This window comes from Dyella acidisoli (genome assembly GCF_030160295.1).
In the GTDB taxonomy this organism is placed as follows: domain Bacteria; phylum Pseudomonadota; class Gammaproteobacteria; order Xanthomonadales; family Rhodanobacteraceae; genus Dyella_B; species Dyella_B acidisoli.
Genome location: NZ_BSOB01000004.1, coordinates 244,045 through 266,115, shown reverse-complemented (window position 1 = coordinate 266,115; position 22,071 = coordinate 244,045). Strand labels below are relative to the sequence as shown.

The window sequence follows — 22,071 nt, the reverse complement described above, 5'->3', positions numbered from 1 at the left end:
GGAGATATGGCGCGTGCTTTTTCTGTCATGGAAGAAGTCGTGAAAAATTTTTTCACCGAAATAATGAGCGTGAAGGCTTCTTCACAAACGTGGAGGAGAGGCGGATAAAAACGTTTTCGCGCGATTCACTGTCACATTGCGGGCATAGTCTTTGTGACTTGTCCAAGGAGGCCATACAACGTGCAGCGCTTTCGTAACAAAGGGTCTTGATCGCGTATTCCCATGGTTTGCATGCGTGGTTTTGTGTTTGACGCTGCCTTTGGCATCTCCCGCGGAAACAGCTTCCACTCCGTCTCAGACGGCTTCGCCCACGGTTGGGCGGACCGGTCTACTCCGCATCGATGACAGCATCGCGTTCGACATACCTGCGCAATCGCTGCTGACGGCGTTGCAAACCTATAGCGAACTCACCGGGCAAGCGGTGCTCGTCGACAACGCGCTGGCAGAGGGCAGAAGGTCCCCCGGCGTACACGGGAATTTCGACAAGACCGAAGCGTTACAAAAGTTGCTCGCAGGAACCGGGCTGGTCGCGAGCTATTCCAGCGACCAGGCGTTCACGTTGAAGCTCGCGGAGTCAGATGCAAGCGCCGGCAAAACGGTGCGTGAGCGACCAGAAAGCGTTGGGGTGGAGGAAAGCGAAGCCGTGATCGAACACTATGCCGGACAGATCCAGAAACCCATTGAAGCCGCACTGTGCCAATTGGACGATACGCGCCCAGGCACGTATCGGCTCGCCGTGCAGATATGGATTGCTTCATCAGGCCACGTCGAAAAAGCCAAGCTGCTAACGCCCATCAGCGGCCAGCGCGACTACGAAGTACGACACGCCCTGAACAAGCTCGTGCTTGAGCCGCCCCCCCCCGGCATGCCGCAGCCGATCACCATGCTGTTGCTGCCCGGACATGCGGGCGACGTTTCGGTATGCGCTACGGCTTTGCCGTACGTGCACTGAGGTCCCGGCGATGGAGCCCGCGTCATTGCCGTTGCTTCGGCTGTTCATGGAACGCCGCCATGAATTGCGGCGACGCCTGAAAAACCGCCTGGGTTCCGACGAGCTGGCCAACGACGCCTTGCAGGAAACCTATCTGCGCATCGAGCGCATGGGCGACAGCTCCTGTGTGTCGAGCAATCCGGCGGGCTACCTGTTCCGCATGGCGATCAATGTCGCGTCGGACCAGCGCCACGCCGATGCGCGCTACCTCACTGGCAGCGAGGTGGAAGATCTGCTCAACGTCGGCGCGGATACGCTTGATCCGGCCAGGGTGGTACATGCCAAGCAGGAAGTACATGTATTGGAACAGGCGCTTGGTGAGTTGACCGAACGACAGCGTGCCATCCTGATTGCCGCCCGTGTTGACGATGTGGCGCAGGAGGAGATCGCCCGCCGGTTTGGCATCTCTGTGCGCATGGTGGGCAAGGAACTGAAGAAGGCGCTCGAACATTGTGGCAAGCGTCTCAATCGCAAAGTCATTCAGCGGTTCGGTCCAGGCGCGGGAAAAGAGTCTTAAGGGGTATGCCGATACTCGATCACATGGCCCACCGCCGTGCCGCGCTGCACAAAGAAGCGCAGCATTGGCTGCTGCGCCTGACATCAGGCACGGCTAACGCCCATGACGCGCGTGCCTTCGAGCACTGGTGCGGGCAAAGCCCTGCGCACATGGAGGCGTTCGCGGAAACCCGGCGCATGTGGGAAAACCTCGGGCCAGCCGCCCATGCATGGATGGCGGGCGAACGGACGCGCGCCGCCGCGCAATCCAACCGCACCGCCACATGGCCACGCATGAGCCGCCGAGCTTTTCTCGGCGCAGCCGTCACCGCTTCCGCTGCACTCGTGGTCATGCATCCGCCGCTGCAAATGTGGCCGTCGCTGTCGGACATGGCGGCGGACTATCGCACCGCCACGGGCGAGCAACGCGAAGTGGACCTGGGGCAAGGCATCGTGGTGCAGATGAACACGCAGACCACCATCAACCTGCGCAAGTCGGAAGGCCGGATGAGCGGCATCGATCTGCTGAGTGGCGAAATTCAGGTCAAAGCCACAGGCGTCGCGGATGGTCCAATCAGCGTATACGCCGGTGGTGGACGCATCGACGTCGGCATGATGGGCAAATGCAATGTGCGTTGCGACGACAGCGGCGTACAGGTGACCGGCCTCGATGGCGCGACCACGCTCCACTATCAGGGGCAGATCGCCGTTCTCAAAGCCGCGCAGCGCGCGGATTACAACAACGGAAGCGTCGGCCAGGTAGTGCCCGCAGATGTCGAAGCGACGATGGCATGGCGGCGGCGCGTGCTGATTTTCGACGGCCAGACGCTGACCGAGGTGGTGCGTGAAATCAATCGCTATCGCCCGGGCAGAATTATTCTTGCCAATGACGGACTGGCCACACGGAAGGTGCAGGCGCGGTTTTCGTTGAATCAGCTCGCGGATGTCGCTGCACTGATCAAGGATGCGTACGGCGCCAAGGTCACCAGCTTGCCCGGCGGCATCGTGATATTGAGTTGAGCGGATCTCACTGATCGCTTGACCGAATGAAAGAAAGACCCTTGGAGGTGAGCTGCAGCGTTACGCCACGCCCTGCACCATCGTGGGACTTCTGTACCATCCCCATCGCCAGCAGGCGTGAAACGATGTCCTCCGGTACAGCGGCAACTCGCCCTTCTGCGACATTTTCCAGGCCCGAGACTTCGTTCCTTTCAAGCTGCACCGATACATTCACGACGACATGCTCCAGATGTTTGGATCTCTATCAAGCTTGCCTCAGCCTGTGTGACAAATGCCTGCCAGGCTTGTGATGGGATATGCGTCCCGTCTTGCGTTGTTCACTTGGGTGATCGGGGCTCTACGCTCGCCGGCTATTGCGATGGCGCCTTTCATCATGGACGAGCGCGGCTCGTCACGGCCGATACTTATTTAGCACGATTCAAGCCCTTGGCTCTTAGAGGGAGGGGAGTCTTGAGAAAAACGGGGCGACCAGACGCCGATTTGCATGCCACCCCGTTTTGCGTCACATTCGACCACGCTCTTTGGGTTGGGTGCGGAACTGGGGATGAAAGACAAGCGGGAGAGTGCATCGATGGGACCTTTGCCGGACGTCCCGGCCATCGATGTACGCGCCAATGCGCATGGGTTCGAGGTGTTTCTGCGCAGCCAGTTTCGCGGCTTGCTGCAATTTCTGCGCGCGCGGACGGCCTCCGAGCAGGATGCCGAGGATGCAGCCCAGGAAAGCATGGCCAAGCTGCTGCGCTACCGGGAGTCGGAGCCTCCTTCGGCCTGGAAGCAACTGCTCTATCGGATCGCCGTGAACGTGGCGCATGACCAGTACCGCGTGGCACTCAGCCATCACAGCAAAGATCACGTGGCGCTGGACAGCCTGGAAATAGCCGCCGGCGAGCACAACCCGGAACAGCGCGCCCTTTACGACCAACAGGTGGCCCGCCTGACCCGGGCCATTATGGAACTGCCGCCCAAGTGCCAGCGGGTCTACCTGCTCAAGCGCGTGCACGGCTTAAGCCATGCGCAAATCGCCGAGCGCTGCGGCATCTCGATGAAGATGGTGGAAAAGCACCTTGCCACCGCGCTTACACAGTTGCGGCGTAAGGTAGGTGATTCGTCTACGGAAACGTTGTAATGGGCATGGACAGGGAAAATACGAACCAGGGCGTGCATGCCGGCTCGCAAGACGAGGCCGCGCATTGGTTTGCGCGCCTGCTCGACGCGGATTGCCCGCCGGAGGAACGCGCCGCATTCGAGCGCTGGCGACATGCCGACCCGAAGCATGCCGTGGCCTACCGCGAACTGGAGATACTCTGGAAGCGCAGCGCAGAGGCGGTGAAAGACCCGGCCATTCTCGCCGCGGCGAACCGCGCCCTGCGCCGCGAACCTGAGACACATGCACCGCGCCGCTGGTTGTTTCCCGCGCTGGCGGCGGGCCTGGCGATACTCGTTGCCGCCGTCGCCCTGCCCCGCTGGTTGTCGACATCCAGCGATCCCGTCGGTACCGCGTACATGACGACGGCCGGCCAGCAACGCACCCAGCAGCTCGCGGATGGTTCGTCGGTGTTGCTGGATACGGATAGCGAAGTAGTTGTTCGCTACAGCTCGCGTACACGTCGCGTGGACCTTTTGCGTGGCCGGGCGCAATTTTCAGTACAGGGTAATCATGCGTGGCCGTTCGTGGTGCATGCCGGCAGCGGCACGGTCACGGCGGTCGGTACGCAGTTTCAGGTACGCCTCGATGACGGCGCTACCGATGTGGCGCTGCTGAAGGGCAAGCTGGCCATCGCCACACAATCGGCGAACAGCAGCGAACAAAGTGCATCGCTGATCGGCGGTCAAGGCCTGAGCTTTGACCAAAGCGGAAACATTACTCCCGTGCGTGCGATCGACATGCAGCAAGCGCAAGCCTGGACGCAGGGCAAGCTGTTCGTGCACGACTGGCGCCTGCCGCAGCTACTGTCCGAGATGAATCGCTATAGCTACACCAAGGTCGAGATCGCTGATCCGTCCTTGCAGAACATCCACATCAGCGGCGTTTTCCGCACTGGCGATCAGCAGACGTTGCTGCAAATGTTGCAGCAAGGCTGGTCGATTCGCGCCAAGCGTGTTGGCGACAAGCAGATCGTATTGTCTCGCTAACGAAACGCGTAGGCCGGGATGCAATCCCAGCATCACCATGCATGTCGACAACATAGTGCTGGGATTGCATCCCAGCCTACGAACTCACATAGCCGTCATTTCTGCGAAAGCAGGAGTCCTTGTTTGTTCTTGGCGATGCTGCTGCATGTTGTGTTGTTGGGGGATTGCCTGCGGCGCTTTCGGAGCTTTCGACCCCTAAAGGGCCCGAGTCACTTTTCTTTGCTGGCCCAAGGAAAAGTAACGGCGGAGTCAATCTAGAAGTGCATCATCAATCTGCTGAGCCAGATCGTGACGTCCCAGCGCACGCATGAACATTTCAGCCGGACAATGAAAATCCAAGGTGGCCCGTGGGCGCAGATTGAGTTGGCGTGCGATCGCATCCAACTGACGTTGGGTGTACATGGAGAGGTCTTCTCCTTTAGGCAAATACTGGCGTAGCAAACCGTTGGTGTTTTCGCAGATCCCACGTTGCCAAGGACTGTGCGGATCGGCGAAATAAATGGCCAATCCCGTACGACGGGACAAGGTCTTATGCAAAGCCATCTCCTTGCCCTGATCGTAGGTCAGTGTCTTGCGCAGCGATGCCGGCAAGGGGGCGAAGGCGCGGCTGAATCCTTCCAGGGCTTCCTGTGCCGAGCTACCCCGCAACTTGACCAACTTTAGGAACAAGGTCTGACGATCCACGAGTACGCCTACGGGCGGCGTGCTGCGGGCCCCCATGATCAAGTCACCTTCCCAGTGACCGGGTAAAAGTCGTTCGTTCGCCTCCGTTGGCCGATCATGGATGCTGGGCAAATCCGGCATCTGGCCACGTCGATCCGTACCTCGTGCGCGAGGACGACGCGCGCATTTGTGCTGCCTCAATAGCGCCACCAGCTCTCGGCGCAACTGCCCGCGTGGCGCCGCATAGATAGCGGTGTAGATGCTCTCGTGCGACACGTGCCAATCCGCTTGATGAGGGTGCTGTCGTCGCAGTGTGCGACTGATCTGCTGAGGTGACCAGCGCTGAGCTAGCCGTTGTCGCACCTGATGCCACAGGGGCGAATCGGGCGTCAATTTGCGTGGGCGGCGCGGCTTGTGACGTAACTTGGCCGCCCGTCGCCCGGCCCGTTGTGCGTCATAGGTCAAGCGCGGTCGCCCCATAACGGGGCCTTCGGAAGATTCACGATGGCCATTGCGCGCCAATTCTCGCCAGATCGTGCTGGCAGAACGGTTCAACCATGCCGCCATTTGCCGGGCGCTCTCACCGCGCGCCTTGCCGACCATGATGGCGCCACGTTCTTCCGCGCTCAGATGGTGGTAACTCTGTCCCATACAGCACCTCAATCGGGGGTGTTGCACTTGAGTTTAGAGACCGCCAACCCAAAGAAATGGCCTGAAGAGCTCATGGCATTGCATGGGTTACAAGCCTGAAGGATGACGCCTTGCTTTGATCGTTGGCGGGCCAAGCTTCCACGGCGCCGCTATACCGCGAGGCGTCGAAGCATTGAGGGCTTAAAGCGCGCTTGCCGATAGGTTGAGCTTGGCTGAGATCTGCCTTAAGTCCTCAGCGCTTCGACGCCTCGCGGTATAGCGGGGGCGTAGAACCTTGGGCGACCAACCACCTATCTAGCCATACACGTTCAGGCTTTTAGCCTCCCCATGCTGTGAGCCTCCCCATGCTGTGAGCCTGTTAGGCCATTTCTTTGGGTTACTTTTCTTTGGGCCCGCAAAGAAAAGTGACTCGGGCGCCGACGGCGTCCGAAAGCGCCGCAGGCAATGCCACAACAACACAAAATGCAGCAGCACCGCCAAGAGCAAAAAAGGCCCCCTGCTTGCACGAACATGACGAAACAAAATTTATCTCGTTCCAATTCACATATGACGTTACGCACATTGCAATCAACAATGCTTCCTAACGTCTATCAGGTAGGGATGTCTTCAACGACCCCGTCTTATTGATCGGCGACGCTGCAATGCGGACTGCGTGAGGGATCTTGGGATGCTCTGATTCGTTCCGCGTAGGTGTCACCGCCCCTGTGTGTTCGCAGATCACAGGGCCATCGGCGAAGGCAGACTGGATGTCTGTCGAGACGATGGACCGAAGAGTTGCGGACACACAGGGGCGGTGACGCCTGCGTGGAATGAGTCGGGGCATCCCTTAGGGGACGCAGCCGTTCAGAGAGTTCAATCCAGCGCGCCGGCATCGCTGTGAATCGACGTGCCGCATGTGCGGCCATAACTAACGCATGAGGCTTGCGAGCCGCATCGGCTTCGTTTGCCCTGAAAAATTTGGGAGTTCATACATGTCGAAGCATTACGGGGTTTTGGGGGTTCGTCCATTGTTGTTGCCGGCGGCGTTGTCGCTGGCGCTGTTGTCGGTCTCGGCGCACGGTGCCGATACGCGCGTGGGGACGCGCACGCATGCAGGTATTGAAAATACAGGCACCAAGGTTTCCAAGCTGGTGATGACCGGGCATCCGTCGATCGATGCCACACAGATCGCGCCGCTGGAAGAAAGCAAGCCGCTGCACGTGGAAGTGAGTCTTAATCTGCGCAATGTTGATCAGCTGCAGAGTTTTCTCGCTTCCGTGAATCAGCCCGGCAGTGCGAATTACCATCACTTCCTGACGCCCGCACAGTTCAAGGCGCAGTACGCGCCAACCAATGCACAGGTGCAGGCGGTGGTCGCGCATCTGCAAACGTCCGGCTTCCGCAACATCAAGGTGTCGCCGAACAATATGCTGGTCTCGGCGGACGGTAGCGCGGCAAATGCCAACGCAGCGTTCAACGCCAACATGAAGACCTTCAGCTTCAAGGGCAAGGCGCACTACGCCAACGCCACGGATGTGACGGTGCCGCAATCGCTCGGTAGCATCGTGGATGGCGTGCTGGGCTTGCAGGATTACGCCAAGCCGCATGTGATGTCACATCGCATCAGCAGCGACGCGATCAAAACGCAAGCGACCGCGGGTGTGACTGGCCACAATCCCACCGATTTTCCGCAGATCTACGATGTGGGCAGCACGCCTACCGCTTCCAACACCGTGGTCGGCATCATTACCTGGGGTGACATGACCCAGACGATCAGCGATCTCAACTCCTTCACCAGCAGCGCCGGCTTGGCCACGGTGAACACGAAGACGGTCGCCGCGGGCACCGGCACGCTCGCCAACGACGGCGATCCGTCGGAATGGGATCTGGACAGCCAGGACATCGTGGCGATGTCCGGCGGTGTGAAGCAGCTCATCTTCTACGCGGCGATCAACGGCGATGCCAATGACAGCCAGTTGACCGACGCAGCCATCACCGCCGCCTACAACCAAGCCGTGACGGATAACGTCGCCAAGGTGATCAACGTATCGTTGGGCGAAGATGAGACGGCGGCAAACAATTCCGGCACGCAGGCAGCCGACGACAAGGTGTTCGCGCAGGCTGTTGCGCAGGGCCAGACGTTCTCCGTCTCGTCGGGCGATGCCGGCGTGTATCAGTGGTCGAGCGATCCCACCGCAGGCGCACCGGGCTATGTCGCCAATTCCAGCGGCACGGTGCAGATCGACCTGAGCCATTACAGCGTGAGCGAACCGGCTTCCTCGCCGAACGTCGTGGCAGTGGGCGGCACCACGCTCAGCACCAACGGCAACACCACCTGGGCGGGCGAGACGGTTTGGAACGAAGGCCTTGCCGCGGTCAATCCGAGCAATGGCGACAACAACGAGCGCCTTTGGGCCACGGGCGGTGGCGTCAGCTTGTTCGAGAACGCGCCTGCATGGCAGACATCCGCACTGGGTTCGTCGGTGACCAAGCGCCAGGTGCCGGACGTGGCATTCGATGCAGCCTCCGGTTCCGGCGCCCTGATCGTGATCAATGGCCAGGCCAATCAGCAGGTGGGCGGCACCAGCCTGGCATCGCCGCTGTTCGTGGGCATGTGGGCACGCATCCAGTCGGCCAACAACAACTCGCTCGGTCTGCCGACGCAGAACATGTACACCTACTTCCCCAAGGACGCCACGCCGCTGCATGACGTGACCTCGGGCAACAACGGTTACAACGGCTACGGCTACAACGCTGCCGCGGGTTACGACAACACCACCGGCTGGGGCAGTCTCGACGTCGCCAAGTTCAATGCTTACGTCACGAAGTATTGGGGCGGCTCCAGCAGTGGCGGTGGCACCACCACCGGCAACCCGGTGGCCAACTTCACTGATACGGTGAATGGCCTTGCGGTGAGCTTCACCAACAGCTCCACCGATACGGGTGGCACGATCAGCTCGTACGCCTGGAACTTCGGCGACAACAGCACGTCCACCTCGGCCAGCCCCAGCCACACCTATGCGGCGGCCGGCACCTATACCGTCACGCTGACCGTTAAGGACAGCACGGGCGCCACCAACACCAAGTCCGCTTCGGTAACGGTGACCAGCAGCAGCGGTGGCGGTACGGGCGGCGTGTTCAGCAACAACAAGCAAGTGGTGATCAATGACAACGCCACCATCACCAGCAGCATCGCGGTGACCGGCCGGACGGGTAATGCGTCATCCACGTTGAAGGTAAGCGCCAACATCACGCACAACTGGTCGGGCGACCTGACCATCGAGCTGGTTGCCCCGAACGGTGCGTACGCCGTGTTGCAGAACCCGGACTACGGCGACGACGGCAACATCAACACCACCTGGACGGTGAATGCCTCGTCGGTGCCGGCCAATGGCACGTGGAAGCTGAAGGTCATCGACAACGATCCGCAGTACTACGGCGATTACGGCACGCTCAACAGCTGGAGCCTGTCGTTCTGATGGGGTTTTCGGTGCGCAGGGACGCGCGCCGAAGTTGGGATGCTCATGCAGGTTGGGGGTAAACCTCAACCTGCACGTGCCCTGCGTTCCGTATCGAGCGCGCTTTATGAATATTCGACCGCACGAGCGGTCTGCCTTGTCCTATCATCAAACCGCCTGCCGCAGAGCGGGTTGTGGACATGTCCCTTTGTGGGGATGGGACTGGGAGGCAAAAGACGGGGATGCGCCGAAGCTGTGGGGGACGGATGCTGCGGATTCGCATGCCGCACATCCTGGGTAATGCCGGAAAGCCGGGCTCCCTGCTTCGCTGCATGCTTGCGTGCGCACAACCGCTGGTGTTGTGCGTTGCTGCAGTGCTCACATCCCCGCCCGTCGTGGCGGACGAAGCGGCGAACAAGACACGCCATTATTCGGTGGCTGCCGGTGAACTGCGCAGTGCACTGGATGCGTTGGCGGCGCAAGGCGATATCCAGATCGTCTACGATCCCGCGCTGGTAAACGGCAAGACCACGCGCGGCGTGGCCGGACGCTTCACACCGATCGAAGCCTTGCAGCGGCTGCTCGCCGGCACGGGCGTGAGCTGGAAAATCGTCAACGCATTCACGTTTGTGCTGGAACCGCCGGCGATTTTTCACCCGTCATCAACCACGATCGCCGCACCGGTCATCGAAGAAAAGCCTCAAACGCTCAACGCCGTGACCGTCAGCGGTTCGCTGATCAGCAACGCAAACATCCAGACCGCCACGCCAACCTACACCATCACCGCTGCGGAGATCCGCGCGCGCGGCTTCAATAGCCTGGCCGAGGTGCTGCAGAACTCCGTACTGGCGACAGGTTCGACGCAGGGGCCGCAAGCGGCAGGTTCGTTCACGCAGGGCGCCCAGACGGTGAGCTTCTTCGGGCTGGGCCCACAGTTCACGCTGATCCTGCTCGACGGCAAGCCGGTCGCCAATTTTGGTCGGCTCTACAACGGCACCATCAATTTCAACAGCGTATCCAATCTGCCTGTCGCCCTGATCGACCATATCGACGTGATGCCCGGCGGCGCATCGTCGATCTACGGCTCGCAGGCGATCGGTGGCGTGATCAACATCGTCACGCGATCGCACATGGAGGGCGGCGAAATCACCGTGCAGGCGGGCGGTTATTCGGATGGCGGCGGCGCCAGCCAGCGCCTCAGCGGGGCCTACGGCCATGACTTCGGAAAGTGGCGCGTGCTGGCGGCCATCGAGTTCGACAACCAGTCCGCGATCTGGGGCTATCAACGTCCATTGACAGCCAGTGACGGAGGTACGCCCAGCACTCAGGCTGCTGTGCTCGACTTCGGCACAGCCGCTACGTTCAACGGCAATCAGTTGGGTTACATCCCTCCGCCAAACGGCTGTGCACAGCAGCTTTTTGGTGGAAGCACGGTGTTGGTAACGAGCAAAGCGCCAAATCCGCCGGGTGACTATTGCGGCGCAAGCAAGCTCAACGGCTACACCACCTACAGCAATCAGCTGCGCAACGTGGACGGCATGCTGAAACTTGCCTATCAGCTCAACGATCACGTGAGGTTCTATGGCGACGCCATGGTGAACTCGCAGCAGCAACGCTGGTTCCCCGGCCCTTCCGCCTGGTTTTCCGATGACCTTCCGCATAGCGGGATCGAGGATGCCAGCACCGGTCATTACCTGACTCTGGAACGATTCTTCGCACCCGAAGAAATGCCCGGCGGTGCAGCGGGCCAGATGTATCGACAGAATGACCTGCTTTACCAGGCCGATATCGGCGCCAACGGCCGCTGGGGCGATTCGGGCTGGGATTGGGATGTCTATTACCTGCGCAGCGGTGATCGCACGGAGGTGATCGAACCGCTGGCGATCGAGACGAAGATCGATGCGTACTTCAACACCCTGCTCGGGCCCGTGCTTGGCGTGGATCCCCAGTCCGGCTTGAATCTATACAACCCCAATTACCGCGCATTCTTTCAGGCGCTTACGCCAGCGCAGTATGCGAGTTTCACGCAAGGCGTGGACGAATCCAGCCGGACCTGGATCAACACTACGCGAGCCACGCTCAGCAATGCCTCGCTGTTTGCCCTGCCCGGCGGCGACGCCGGATTCGCCGCACTGCTGGAAGGCGGCAGCGAGGCATGGTACGAACCGGTCAATCCCCTGTTTACGCAAAGTGCCATTTACGATCATGCCGCGACGGGCGGAGGCGGCAAGCGCTTTCACGCAGCCACTGCATTCGAATGGAATCTACCGCTGCTGAAAGTGCTGACGATGGATCTGTCGGGGCGTTACGACTATTACGCGCTCGATCATGGCAGCAACAATCGCAAATTCACGTATAAGGCGGGTCTGGAATATCGACCGCTGGCTAGCTGGTTGATCCGCGGCAACTACACTACGTCGTTCAAGGCGCCTGATCTTTCATCCATCTTCTTGGGTCCCACCGACTACTACACCACCATCACCGACTATTACCAATGCGCGCGCGCGAACAGCGCTACGTGCGGCACGGCGTATCAGTACGGCGTACAGGGCACGACGTTGGCGAATCCGAAATTGCAGCCAACATCTGCACAAAGCTGGACACTGGGAACCGTCTGGTCGCCCGCGGATGGACTGGACTTGAGCGTGGATTACCTGCACATCGCCATTCAGAACGAAGTTGTGCAACAGGTTCTTGATCCCGTGCTGCAGACGGATGCGCAATGCTTGCTTGGCCAGCGCGATCCCCACTCCGCTGCGTGCCAGGCAGCTTTCAACCAGATACACCGCGCCTACACCTACGGGCCGATCACCAGCGTGACGACGTATTACGCAAACCTCGCCAACGAGGTGACGAAATCGATCATGGGCAGCGCGCGGTATCACTTTCCGCTCTTTCACCTCGGCATGCTCGATGTGCAGTTTGATTACAACGACGTGCTCAAGCACGACTTTCAGATCGCTTCCGGCCAGCTGCCGATCAACCAGCTCGCCAATGCGCAATACAGCACCGAGTTCAAGAGCATCTTGAACGGCAGCGTCACCTGGACCAGCCCCGGCGGACGCTGGACGGGAACGCTGTACGGGCATCGCTACGGCCCGTCACCCAATTTCGCCGCGGCCAACAACGGTATCGGTGCGGGTCACGTGTCACCGTGGATCACCTTCAATGCCAGCGCCAGTTATCGGCCCACGCGCAATCTTGGTTTTTCGCTGTTGATCAACAACATCGCCAACAAGATGCCTCCGCGTGACATGGGGTATGTGTCCTACCCGTACTTCAACAACCAGAACTACAACATCTACGGGCGGGAGATTCTGCTGCTGGCGGATATGCGCCTGAATGGCGCGGGGCACTAACGGACGCTGTGGGTCACTTTCCCGCATATGGAAGTGAAGAACGGCTGTAAGCCACAGGCAAGTTAGGCACTCCGCCTAGAACTTCCTCCCCCTCAGGTGAACCCGATCACATTCCTCTTGGCTCAGCCATTCCATCTTGACCGGGATTTGGCCCCCTTGGGATAGCCCGACTGCGCTTGGCATGACCCATGCTTCAGACCCCGTGCCCACAGCGCAAGAGAAGCGGAAAGGCGCAGTAGGGATTTGGCAGGTCTCTTACGTCTTATTCACTCAGACGCGGAGCGATCCCCGAAAACCTTTCGACGAGCGAACATCCATGCTGCTGTACGTTTACCGCCGCTATATAGCAACCTTCGGAATACTGCTGACGTTCTTCCTGTACGCCATGCTGTTGACCGGGCGTGGGATGACGCAGCCGCGTTTCGTGCTTGATCAGGCGGACGGCAATGTGAAGCAGGCCAGCGGCTTGAGCTTGCGCAAGGTGAGCGATTTCCTGGCAGGACGCAAATACGCAGTGCTGACGTTCGACGATGGTCCGTATGGCTACGGCGTGGATGAGCAGATCATGGCCACGCTGCGCAAGCATCATGCACGCGCCATGTTCTTTCTTGTATGCAGCCACATCAACGATGCGAATCAGGACGTGCTCGGTAAGCTTGAAGGTGCGGGCCACCTGATTGGCAATCACAGCTACGATCACCTCAAGCTAGATACCGTTTCTTCAAAACCCGTGCTTGAACACCAGATCGACGGATGCAGCCAGCGCCTTGCGGAACTAACCGGTCGGCGCCCCTACTACTTCCGTCCACCCTACGGCGCGACTTCACCGCTCGTGGCCCAGATGGCGCAATCGGCAGGCATGAAGCAGATGCTGTGGAATGCCAACAGTGAAGACAGCTGGATGACTCAGCCCGAGCAGATTCTTCACTGGAGCCTAGAACAGACGGAAGATCAGTCCATCCTGTTGCTGCACGAAAAACCTGCCACGGCCGCTGCGTTGGACGAGCTGCTTACGCAGTTGGAGCAGCGTGGATTTCAGTTTGTGTTGCCCGATCAGCTGTCCGGCAACAACAGCGCCATCAATTAATCAACGCGGTACTCGCAACGAGGAATTACGCAGCGCATCTTCGTGCTGCACCTCGTCGTGCGCCGCGATTTCAGCCATGTCCAGCGCGTTGTGATGAGGGCCATGCATCGCGCCCGGCGGTACGCTGGCGTCGGTGTTGCCGTCTTTGTTGATCGTTGTGTCGGTGCTGGGCTTGGTCATGCCGGGCTCATTCTCATGGCTTGATGTTTCATGGCCCCGCGCCATTCCCCTTCTCCCTCTGGGAGAGGGGGCTGAGTAAGAGCTAAGGCGAGGCATGATGATGATGACGGCTTCTGCAAGTCTTTACCATCGCGCGCTGGTCGTACCCTCACCCCAACCCCTCTCCCGAAGGGAGAGGGGCTTTTAAGCCTCACTTTTGAGCGAGCTGCTCTATTGACCAACCGCCACCCAAGGCCCGGATCAGCTGCACACTCGCACGCAGGCGTTGTGTATCGAGCTGCAGCAGCCCGCGCTTTTCTTGCAACGCCGTGGTTTGCGCCTGCACGACATCCAGATAGCTGACGGCACCGTGCTTGTACTGGCTCATCGACAAATCCAGCGCATGCTGCGCGGCATCCGCGGCATCTTTTTGATTGGCGCTGGCGGTGCCAAGGTGGTCGAGCAAAGCCAGGTTGTCCTGCACTTGCTGGAAGGCGGTCAAAACCACTCCGCGGTACGTGGCGCCCGCTTCATCAGTCTTGGCTTTCGCCGCGGCGATGGTGGCCTTGCGGTAACCGCCATCGAACAGATCGAAGGCGAGCGTCGGACCGAGCGCCCAGATGCGATTGCCGGCGGTCAGCAGATTTGCCCAACCCGTGCTTTGGAAACCAGCCTGCGCGTTGAGCGTAAGCGATGGAAACCATGCCGCGCGCGCAACGCCGATGCCAGCATTCGCGGCTGCAACACGCCGCTCCGCTGCGGCTACGTCGGGGCGCCGTTGCAGCAAGGTGGATGGCACATCAAGCGGAACCACCGGCACCCCCATCGCGTCGGCATGTGCCGCCAGACTGAAGTTTGCCGCGTTCTCGCCAACCAGCACGGCGATGGCATCCTGCACCAAGGCGCGTTGCGCGAGTGCTTGCGACCATTGCGAGCGCGCATCGGAAAGCTGTGTCTGCGCGCGCGAAACGTCGAGGCCAGAGACGATACCGCCGGCATGCAGGGTCTGCGTGAGCTTTAGCGCTTTCTCGTAAGCCTGGATGGTCTGCTGCAGCAGTTCGATCTGCTGATCCAGTCCGCGCAATTGCATGTAGTTGTCGGCCAGTTGCGCCTGCAAGCTCAATTGCGCGGAAGCCAGATCCGCAGCAGCAGCCAGCGCGTTGTCGCGGCCGGCTTCGACGGTGTTGCGCACGCGGCCCCACAAATCGACCTCGTAGCTGGCTTGCGCACCCATGGTGTAGACGTTGTAGTCCGCCGGCGCGCTCGGATTACGCAGCGGCGGCGCATGATCGGATTGGCGCTCACGCACCCCCGTCGCACCCAGGCCGATCTGCGGAAACAGCTCCGAATGCGCCTGCATCGCATACGCCTGCGCTTGCTGGTAATGCGCGAAGGCCGCAGCGAGATCCGCGTTGTTGGCGAGCAGCTTGGTCTGCAGCGCGTCCAGATCGGCATCGCTGTAGAGATGCCACCAGTTATCGCGCGGCGTTTGATCGGACGGTTGCGCGGCTACCCACGGACCCATGTCGCGATACACCTGCGCCGGCGGCGTAGCCGGCGGCTGATACGCCGGTGCGAGCGAGCATCCGCTCAGCGCCAGCATGATCGCGAAAGGAAGCAGGGACTCAAGCTTTTTCATGAGGCTTGGCCGTTGCGTCGTCGGTGGCGATCTTCACGGCATCGCCGTCCTTGATGCCGTCGGGTGGGCTGTCGATCACACGATCGCCCGCGCTGAGGCCCGAACCGATCTCGACTGTTTTACCGTAGTCGAAAAGAATGTTGACCTTCTTGAAGGCAACCTTGTCGCCCTCGCCGACGGTGGCGACACGCAAGCCGGCGTTGTCGAAGATCAGCGAGCTGGCCGGCACGCGCAACGCGGTGGTATCCACCGGCAGATTGAAGCGTACGTGTGCAAAGGCGCCCGGCATGAGTTGGCTATCGGCGTTGTCGACCTGCAACTGCACCAGCGTCGTGCCGGACGTGGTGTTAACCGCGTTCGATGTCGCGGCAACCTGCGCATGGAATTCGCGGCCAGGATATTCGGGCACCATCAGCACCGCATTGCTGCCAGGCCGGATCGACGGCCCGTAACGCTGCGGCACCTGCACGTACACGCGCAGCTTGTGGATGTCCGACACCACGAACAATTCCGGACCCGTGCCGCCACCGGCATTAATCAGCGCGCCGACGTCGGTATCACGTGCCGTCACCACGCCATCGAACGGCGCCACGATGCGCGCAAAAGCCTTGGCCGCTTCCAGGCGATCGACATTCGCTTGCGCGGCCTTCATCTGCGCCAATTTGGCGGTGTAATCGGCGGTACGCTGGTCAACGTCCTGCTGTGCGACCGAATCACTGCCCAGCATGGCCTGCCAGCGCTTTGCAGTCACGCCGGCGAGATCCGCATTCGCCTTGGTGCTGGCGAGATCGGCGCGTGCCTGCTGCAGCTGTTGGTCGAGTTCCGGTGTAAAGATTTCACCGAGCAACTGGCCAGCCTTCACCGGTGCGCCGATGTCAGTCTTCCATTCTTTCAGGTAACCGCTGACCTGCGCGTAGATCGGCGCGCGCGTATAGGCCTGCAGCTGACCAGGAAGATCCAGCACGGAACCCGTTTTGCCTGGTTCTGGCACGACCACGCTGACAGTGGGAACGGCCTGTTCCTGCGTCCAGGTTTTCAGGCTGCTTGCCTGTGTGGCGCGCGTGATCAAGCCGATGACCACGACAGCGACGAGGATGACCGTCACCACGATGCCGGCAAGACGCAAGCCGCTCTTGGACAGCTTCTGCGAGGAATGGATCGTTGCTTCAGACGACATAGCTTGGTTCTCCGGAAGCGTCTGCGCTTTTTTCCGCATGGCGCGCGTGGATGATGCTGAACACCACAGGCACGAACAGCAGCGTCGCGCAGGTGGCGAAAATCAGGCCGCCGATCACGGCGCGGCCAAGCGGTGCATTCTGTTCGCCACCCTCGCCCAGGCCCAGCGCCATCGGTGCCATGCCGATGATCATCGCCAGCGCCGTCATGCAGACCGGGCGGAAACGGGTAAAGCCAGCTTCGAGCGCGGCCACGGCGGCATTGCCGTGTTCGGCGAGGCGCTCGCGGCAGAAGCTCACCACCAGAATCGAGTTGGCGGTCGCCACGCCCATGCACATGATCGCGCCGGTCAATGCAGGCACCGACAGCGGTGTGTGCGTGGCGAACAATATCCACACGATGCCGGCCAACGCCGCCGGCAACGCTGTGATGATTACGAACGGATCGCTCCACGATTGGAAGTTCACCACGATCAACAGATAAATCAGCACCACCGCGCCCAGCAGGCCGAACAACAAACCCGAGAACGCGCTGTTCATGGTTTGCACCTGACCCAGCAACACCACGTGCGAGGCTTTGGGTTGCTGGCTGGCGGTAGCGGCGATCAGCTTCTGCACGTCAGCTGCCACGGCGCCGAGATCGCGCCCTTGCGTGGCAGCGTAAATCTGCACGACGGATTGAATGTCGTATTGATCCACCACCGCGTTGGTGTCGTTGCGCTTGAGCGCGACCAGGCCGCCCAGCACCTGTGCCTGTCCGTTGCTGCCGTTGATCGGCAGGTTGCGCAATTGCGCGAGGCTGTCGAGTGCGTATTGCGGTGTCTGCATCACAATCGGATACGACACGCCGTTCGCCGGATTCAACCAGAACGTCGGCGCCACCTGGCTGGAGCCTGCAAGGTTCACCACCAGGCTGTTGGTGATGTCGCGCTCGGTGATGCCGAGCAATTGCGCCTGCGTGCGATCCACATTGATATCGAAGCCGGGATTGGCTTGCGATTCCTGGATACGCGCATCCACTACACCGGGAATGCGCTTGATCTGCCCAAGCAGACTGTTCGCATAAGCGAAATTGGCGGCCAGATTCGGTCCGCGAATCTGCAGGTCGATCGGCGCGGGCGAACCAAAGTTGAGGATCTGGCTCACGATGTCCGCGGGCGGGAACGAGAACGTGACACCTGGATACTTGCGCGGCAGAAGTTCGCGCAACTTGCGTATGTATTCGGCAGTCGGTCGATGGCCTTCGTTAAGCGCGATCTGGATGTCGCCATCCTGCTCGCCGACCAGGCCGGTGTTGTTGTACGTGGTGTTGATGCCGCTGTTGGACAGGCCGATGTTGTCCACCACCGTGCCCACTTCCTCCGGCGGAATCACCGTGCGGATGGTGCTCTCGATCTGGTTGAACAGGTTCGAGGTTTCTTCCACGCGCGTGCCGACTTGTGCACGCACATGCATCAGGATCTGGCCGCCGTCCACGTCTGGGAAGAAGTTGCGGCCCAGGAACGGCACCAACAGAAACGACACCAGCACGAACGCCAGGAAGCCCATGACGAACGGCCGGCGATGCGCTAACGCCAGCTCCAGCATGCCGTGGTACACACTACGGATGCGCTCGAAGCGCGCCTCGAACGCACGCTGGAAACGCACCAGCGGATTGCGCGACGGTGGCGGCGTCACGTGTTGACCATGCTCACCGACATGCGGCGCGTGCGGCTTCAGCAAGTACTTCGCCATCGTCGGCACCAACGTGCGCGAAAGGATGAACGAGCACACCATCGCGAAGATCACCGCTTCGGCCATCGGCACGAACAGGAAACGCGCCACGCCGTCGAGGAAGAACATCGGCACGAACACGATGCAGATGCACAGCAGCGACACGAAGGCCGGCGTCACGATCTGCTTGGCACCGTCGATGATCGCCGTCTCCACATCCTTGCCGTGCTCGAGATGCCAGTTGATGTTCTCGATGGTCACCGTGGCATCGTCCACCAGGATGCCTACCGCCAGCGCCAGACCGCCCAGAGTCATGATGTTGAGCGTTTCGCCGAATGCGGAAAGCATGGCAATCGCGCCGAGAATGGCCAGCGGAATCGACACCGCAATGATGACGGTGGAGCGCCAGCTGCCCAGGAACAGCAGGATCATCAGGCTGGTGAGCGCGGCGGCAATCACGCCTTCGCGCGCCACGCCGGTGATCGCCGCGCGGACAAACAAGGATTGATCGCCGATCGGCGCCACCTTGAGGTTGTCCGGCAATAGGCCCTTGCTGTCGGCCAATCGTTGTTTGATGCCGGCAACGATCGCCAATGTGGAAGCTGAGCCATTTTTGAGCACACTGAGCAACACCGAGCGATTGCCGTCCACGTGCACGATGTTGGTCTGCGGAGGGGAGCCGTCGCGCACATGCGCCACATCGCGGATATAGATGGTGGTGCCGTTCACCTGCTTGATCGGCAGGTTGCCCAGTTCGTTGATGTCGGACGGCGCGTTGTTGAGATTCAGCGTGTACTCGAACGTGCCGATCTTCTGCGTACCCACTGGAATGATCAGGTTTTGCGCCGCCAACGCATTGGCCACGTCCTGCGCGGAAAGTCCGCGCGCCTGCAGCGCCGCGGAATCCACGTCGATCTGCACTTGGCGCGTCTTGCCACCGTAGGGATAGGGAATCGCCGCGCCCGGCACCGACACCAACTGCGGACGCAGGATATTCAGGCCGAGATCGCCGAGGTTCTGTTCGCTCAGGCCCTTACCCGACAGTGCGAGCTGCACGATCGGCACGGTCGATGCGTTGTAGTTGAGGATCAACGGCGGCGTGATGCCTGGCGGCAGCTGCTTGAGCATCGTCTGCGACACCGCGGCCACCTGCGCGTTGGCAGTGGCGATGTTCACGCCGGGCTGAAAGAAGATCTTGATGATGCCGAAGCCGGCAATCGACTTGGCCTCGATGTGCTCTACGTCGTTTACCGTCGTAGTGAGCACGCGTTCGAACGGCGAAGCGATACGTCCTGCCATCTGATCCGGCGGCAGGCCGGTGTACTGCCACACCACCGCGATCACCGGGATCTTGATGTCCGGAAAAATATCCGTGGGCGTGCGCAAGGCCGCCAACGGTCCGACGATCAGGATCAGCAGCGCGAGAACGACGAAGGTATAAGGCCGCTCCAGCGCAAGCCGTACAATTCTCAGCATGTGGATGGGCTCCAGGGATTAGCCGATACGCCCCCCTGCTTTTCTTGCTCGTCATCCCGGCGAAGGCCGAGACGCTTTACAACAGCGAAGCTGGTCAATTCAGTTCGAATACGCGTCAGAAGAACACAAAACCAGTTTCGAATGCTTCGCGCCATATCGAAACTGGATTTCGATCCTCGCGGAAATAACGGCGAGGAACCGATGACGCCTAAACGGAGTGGGACGTACCTTGGGGGGAGGTTGCCGTTCTTTGTGAAGGTTAGTTGTAGAGCTTGCTAAGATCGATACAGGACCGCGAATGGCTTGATATGCATGACGAATGATTACCTCGAGCTGCGGCATCTGAAGTACTTCGTTACGGTGGCCGACGAACTGCATTTCGGCCGCGCAGCTGAACGATTAGGCATTTCGCAGCCGCCGCTCAGCCAGCAGATTCATGCGCTGGAACAGCGTCTTGGGGCGAAGTTGTTCGAACGCAAAGGGCGTGGCATCGTGCTGAGCGGCGCCGGCAGCGCCCTGCTCCCGCGTGCACGCGCCATCCTCATCCAGGCCGAGCGCGCAGCCGAATCCGTTGCTCGCTCGCAACGCGGAGAATTAGGCGAATTGCACCTGGGCTTGATGTCGTCTGGCCCGTTCACCTTCGTCGTACCACGTGTGCTGGCTCGCTTTCGCGAACGCCTGCCCGATGTGCGGTTGCTGATCCACGAAATGGCCACCGTGCATCAAATCGACGCGCTCGAACAAGGCTTGATCGACGTCGGCGTGATCCGCCCCGAAGCATTACCGGACGGTATCAAGGCCATCGAGCTGTTCAAGGACTCACTCGTTGTGGTGATGCACGCCAGCAATCCACTCGCGGCCAAGGAAGGCCCGATCGAAGTCGGCGAGCTAGCCCATGACGATTTCATTTTTTACCAGCGCCATCTCGCTGTGCGCCTTTACGATGAGGTGATCGCACTGTGCAGGGGTGCCGGTTTCAGTCCGCGCATTCTTTACGAAGTCCGCGAGCTGCCCACCATCATCGGGCTGATTTCCGGCGGTTTCGGCGTGGCCGTGCTGCCCGGCTCAGTGCAACGGATGATGGTGGAGAACGTGGTCTACCGGCCGGTGAAGCATATGGAAGCGGCCACGGCGGTATGGGCGATCTATCGCGACGACGCGCAGGACCCGATGGTGCGAGCGTTCCTGGATATCGCGCAGTGCCTGGCATCCAAGAGCTTGAAGGGCGGCGTATAGCCACCATCATCGGCACGCCATAGCCATACAGGATCCGCATCCTGGTCCGGGCAGGATCATCCAAGATCTGGAGGCATGGACATGCTATCCAAGGCTACCTGCGCCAGTGTTCGCTTACATCACGCTGTCAATTCCACGCACAGATGCTTGCAAGCAACGCTGAGTTGCCGAAAATGCAACGTTTATGGCTGGCAAGCGCGCTTAATAATTTGTAAACTTTTAAGTACACAAACCAACATTCCTATCCCCACATAGGTATTCGCATGCGCATGCATCCCCTCACTCGCGGCTTGGCTGCCGTATTGATGTTTGCTCTACCAGCCCTGCCCGCGATGGCGGCCCGCTTCGAATTGCAAGGCGGCGTCAGCTACATGGACAGCTACAGCACACCCGCCGCGTTCGGCGAAGTGATCTTCGACGAACACCAGTTCGGCAGCAGCAACTTCAGCTGGTCACCTGACATCACTGGCGGCTGGATCAGCGGTCGTGACCTCAAGCGCTACGACAACAGCCGTTACACCACCCGTGACGATATCGGGCTGGTGGGCGCTGGCGTGCGTATTCACTACGGTCCCGCCAATGCGTGGTACCGGCGCTTGTTCATCAGCGAACAACCCACGGTGCATACCGGCCGCACGTTGGCGCTGAGCAGCGCTTTTGAATTTATGACCACGGTGGGTTATCAGGGCGATCATTGGAGCGTGGGCGTTCGCCATATCTCCAACGCCGGCATCCATGAGCCGAACCGTGGCGAGACGATTGCGTTCGTGGGTATCGCGTTCTAATTCCGCGCGCATTTCACACATAAAAACGGCCCCTCCGCGGGGCCGTTTTTGT

The 22,071-nt window shown here is 60.4% G+C and carries 15 protein-coding genes; 10 read left to right on the top strand and 5 right to left on the bottom strand.

Annotation, left to right across the window (positions count from 1 at the left end):
• Nucleotides 1-247: 247 nt before the first annotated feature.
• The 5 genes from QQJ86_RS02055 to QQJ86_RS02035 all read left to right on the top strand — a co-directional run bounded on the left by QQJ86_RS02055 (nt 248) and on the right by QQJ86_RS02035 (nt 4,639).
• Nucleotides 248-952 (top strand): STN domain-containing protein, encoded by a 705-nt coding sequence (locus QQJ86_RS02055; RefSeq protein WP_284319233.1) that lies wholly within the window; start codon nt 248-250, stop codon nt 950-952.
• A 10-nt stretch (nt 953-962) separates the two neighbouring features.
• Nucleotides 963-1,508 (top strand): RNA polymerase sigma factor, encoded by a 546-nt coding sequence (locus QQJ86_RS02050; RefSeq protein ID WP_284319232.1) that lies wholly within the window; start codon nt 963-965, stop codon nt 1,506-1,508.
• 5 nt (nt 1,509-1,513) lie between these two features.
• Nucleotides 1,514-2,506 carry a FecR family protein gene (locus QQJ86_RS02045; RefSeq protein ID WP_284319231.1) on the top strand — a complete coding sequence of 331 codons (993 nt, stop codon included), beginning with the start codon at nt 1,514-1,516 and terminating at the stop codon, nt 2,504-2,506.
• A gap of 544 nt (nt 2,507-3,050) precedes the next feature.
• Nucleotides 3,051-3,632: an RNA polymerase sigma factor gene (locus tag QQJ86_RS02040; RefSeq protein WP_284319230.1), complete on the top strand. Its 582-nt coding sequence runs from the start codon at nt 3,051-3,053 to the stop codon at nt 3,630-3,632.
• 5 nt (nt 3,633-3,637) lie between these two features.
• A complete protein-coding gene (locus QQJ86_RS02035; RefSeq protein ID WP_284319229.1) occupies nt 3,638-4,639 on the top strand; it encodes a FecR family protein in 1,002 nt (333 codons plus the stop codon).
• 249 nt (nt 4,640-4,888) lie between these two features.
• On the opposite strand, the gene QQJ86_RS02030 is transcribed toward QQJ86_RS02035, so the two are convergent.
• Nucleotides 4,889-5,953 (bottom strand): IS30 family transposase, encoded by a 1,065-nt coding sequence (locus QQJ86_RS02030; protein WP_284319228.1) that lies wholly within the window; start codon nt 5,951-5,953, stop codon nt 4,889-4,891.
• A 971-nt stretch (nt 5,954-6,924) separates the two neighbouring features.
• Between QQJ86_RS02030 and QQJ86_RS02025 the strand changes: the two genes are divergently transcribed.
• The 3 genes from QQJ86_RS02025 (at nt 6,925) to QQJ86_RS02015 (ending at nt 13,836) form a co-directional block, all read left to right on the top strand.
• A complete protein-coding gene (locus tag QQJ86_RS02025) occupies nt 6,925-9,411 on the top strand; it encodes a protease pro-enzyme activation domain-containing protein (RefSeq protein ID WP_284319227.1) in 2,487 nt (828 codons plus the stop codon).
• Nucleotides 9,412-9,671: 260 nt separating this feature from the next.
• Nucleotides 9,672-12,749 (top strand): TonB-dependent receptor, encoded by a 3,078-nt coding sequence (locus QQJ86_RS02020; protein ID WP_284319226.1) that lies wholly within the window; start codon nt 9,672-9,674, stop codon nt 12,747-12,749.
• A 316-nt stretch (nt 12,750-13,065) separates the two neighbouring features.
• On the top strand, nt 13,066-13,836 hold the full coding sequence (locus QQJ86_RS02015) for a polysaccharide deacetylase family protein (RefSeq protein ID WP_284319225.1): 771 nt from the start codon (nt 13,066-13,068) through the stop codon (nt 13,834-13,836).
• Here QQJ86_RS02015 and QQJ86_RS02010 read toward each other — a convergent pair whose 3' ends face one another.
• The 4 genes from QQJ86_RS02010 to QQJ86_RS01995 all read right to left on the bottom strand — a co-directional run bounded on the left by QQJ86_RS02010 (nt 13,837) and on the right by QQJ86_RS01995 (nt 19,998).
• Nucleotides 13,837-14,016, bottom strand: coding sequence for a hypothetical protein (locus QQJ86_RS02010; RefSeq protein ID WP_284319224.1), 180 nt, complete (start codon nt 14,014-14,016; stop codon nt 13,837-13,839).
• 190 nt (nt 14,017-14,206) lie between these two features.
• Nucleotides 14,207-15,634, bottom strand: a complete 1,428-nt coding sequence (locus tag QQJ86_RS02005; RefSeq protein WP_284319223.1) for an efflux transporter outer membrane subunit — start codon at nt 15,632-15,634, stop codon at nt 14,207-14,209.
• Nucleotides 15,621-16,811, bottom strand: a complete 1,191-nt coding sequence (locus QQJ86_RS02000) for an efflux RND transporter periplasmic adaptor subunit (protein ID WP_284319222.1) — start codon at nt 16,809-16,811, stop codon at nt 15,621-15,623. The genes QQJ86_RS02005 and QQJ86_RS02000 overlap by 14 nt, the downstream gene beginning before the upstream one ends.
• On the bottom strand, nt 16,801-19,998 hold the full coding sequence (locus tag QQJ86_RS01995) for an efflux RND transporter permease subunit (RefSeq protein WP_284319221.1): 3,198 nt from the start codon (nt 19,996-19,998) through the stop codon (nt 16,801-16,803). The genes QQJ86_RS02000 and QQJ86_RS01995 overlap by 11 nt, the downstream gene beginning before the upstream one ends.
• 312 nt (nt 19,999-20,310) lie before the next feature.
• Here QQJ86_RS01995 and QQJ86_RS01990 point away from each other — a divergent pair, with 312 nt between their 5' ends.
• Both QQJ86_RS01990 and QQJ86_RS01985 read left to right on the top strand, forming a co-directional pair.
• Nucleotides 20,311-21,234 carry a LysR substrate-binding domain-containing protein gene (locus QQJ86_RS01990; protein WP_284319220.1) on the top strand — a complete coding sequence of 308 codons (924 nt, stop codon included), beginning with the start codon at nt 20,311-20,313 and terminating at the stop codon, nt 21,232-21,234.
• A 263-nt stretch (nt 21,235-21,497) separates the two neighbouring features.
• Complete coding sequence (locus tag QQJ86_RS01985) at nt 21,498-22,019, top strand: acyloxyacyl hydrolase (RefSeq protein WP_284319219.1); 522 nt, start codon at nt 21,498-21,500, stop codon at nt 22,017-22,019.
• The last annotated feature ends 52 nt before the right edge of the window (nt 22,020-22,071 follow it).

What these genes read in the sequence shown, in the direction of transcription:
- QQJ86_RS02035 (WP_284319229.1), top strand. Translation starts at nt 3,638, where the DNA reads ATGGACAGGGAAAATACGAACCAGGGCGTGCATGCCGGCTCGCAAGAC.
- QQJ86_RS01990 (WP_284319220.1), top strand. Translation starts at nt 20,311, where the DNA reads ATGACGAATGATTACCTCGAGCTGCGGCATCTGAAGTACTTCGTTACG.
- QQJ86_RS02005 (WP_284319223.1), bottom strand. Translation starts at nt 15,634, where the DNA reads ATGAAAAAGCTTGAGTCCCTGCTTCCTTTCGCGATCATGCTGGCGCTG.
- QQJ86_RS02010 (WP_284319224.1), bottom strand. Translation starts at nt 14,016, where the DNA reads ATGACCAAGCCCAGCACCGACACAACGATCAACAAAGACGGCAACACC.
- QQJ86_RS02045 (WP_284319231.1), top strand. Translation starts at nt 1,514, where the DNA reads ATGCCGATACTCGATCACATGGCCCACCGCCGTGCCGCGCTGCACAAA.
- QQJ86_RS02000 (WP_284319222.1), bottom strand. Translation starts at nt 16,811, where the DNA reads ATGTCGTCTGAAGCAACGATCCATTCCTCGCAGAAGCTGTCCAAGAGC.
- QQJ86_RS02020 (WP_284319226.1), top strand. Translation starts at nt 9,672, where the DNA reads ATGCCGCACATCCTGGGTAATGCCGGAAAGCCGGGCTCCCTGCTTCGC.
- QQJ86_RS01985 (WP_284319219.1), top strand. Translation starts at nt 21,498, where the DNA reads ATGCGCATGCATCCCCTCACTCGCGGCTTGGCTGCCGTATTGATGTTT.
- QQJ86_RS01995 (WP_284319221.1), bottom strand. Translation starts at nt 19,998, where the DNA reads ATGCTGAGAATTGTACGGCTTGCGCTGGAGCGGCCTTATACCTTCGTC.
- QQJ86_RS02050 (WP_284319232.1), top strand. Translation starts at nt 963, where the DNA reads ATGGAGCCCGCGTCATTGCCGTTGCTTCGGCTGTTCATGGAACGCCGC.
- QQJ86_RS02025 (WP_284319227.1), top strand. Translation starts at nt 6,925, where the DNA reads ATGTCGAAGCATTACGGGGTTTTGGGGGTTCGTCCATTGTTGTTGCCG.
- QQJ86_RS02040 (WP_284319230.1), top strand. Translation starts at nt 3,051, where the DNA reads ATGAAAGACAAGCGGGAGAGTGCATCGATGGGACCTTTGCCGGACGTC.
- QQJ86_RS02030 (WP_284319228.1), bottom strand. Translation starts at nt 5,953, where the DNA reads ATGGGACAGAGTTACCACCATCTGAGCGCGGAAGAACGTGGCGCCATC.
- QQJ86_RS02015 (WP_284319225.1), top strand. Translation starts at nt 13,066, where the DNA reads ATGCTGCTGTACGTTTACCGCCGCTATATAGCAACCTTCGGAATACTG.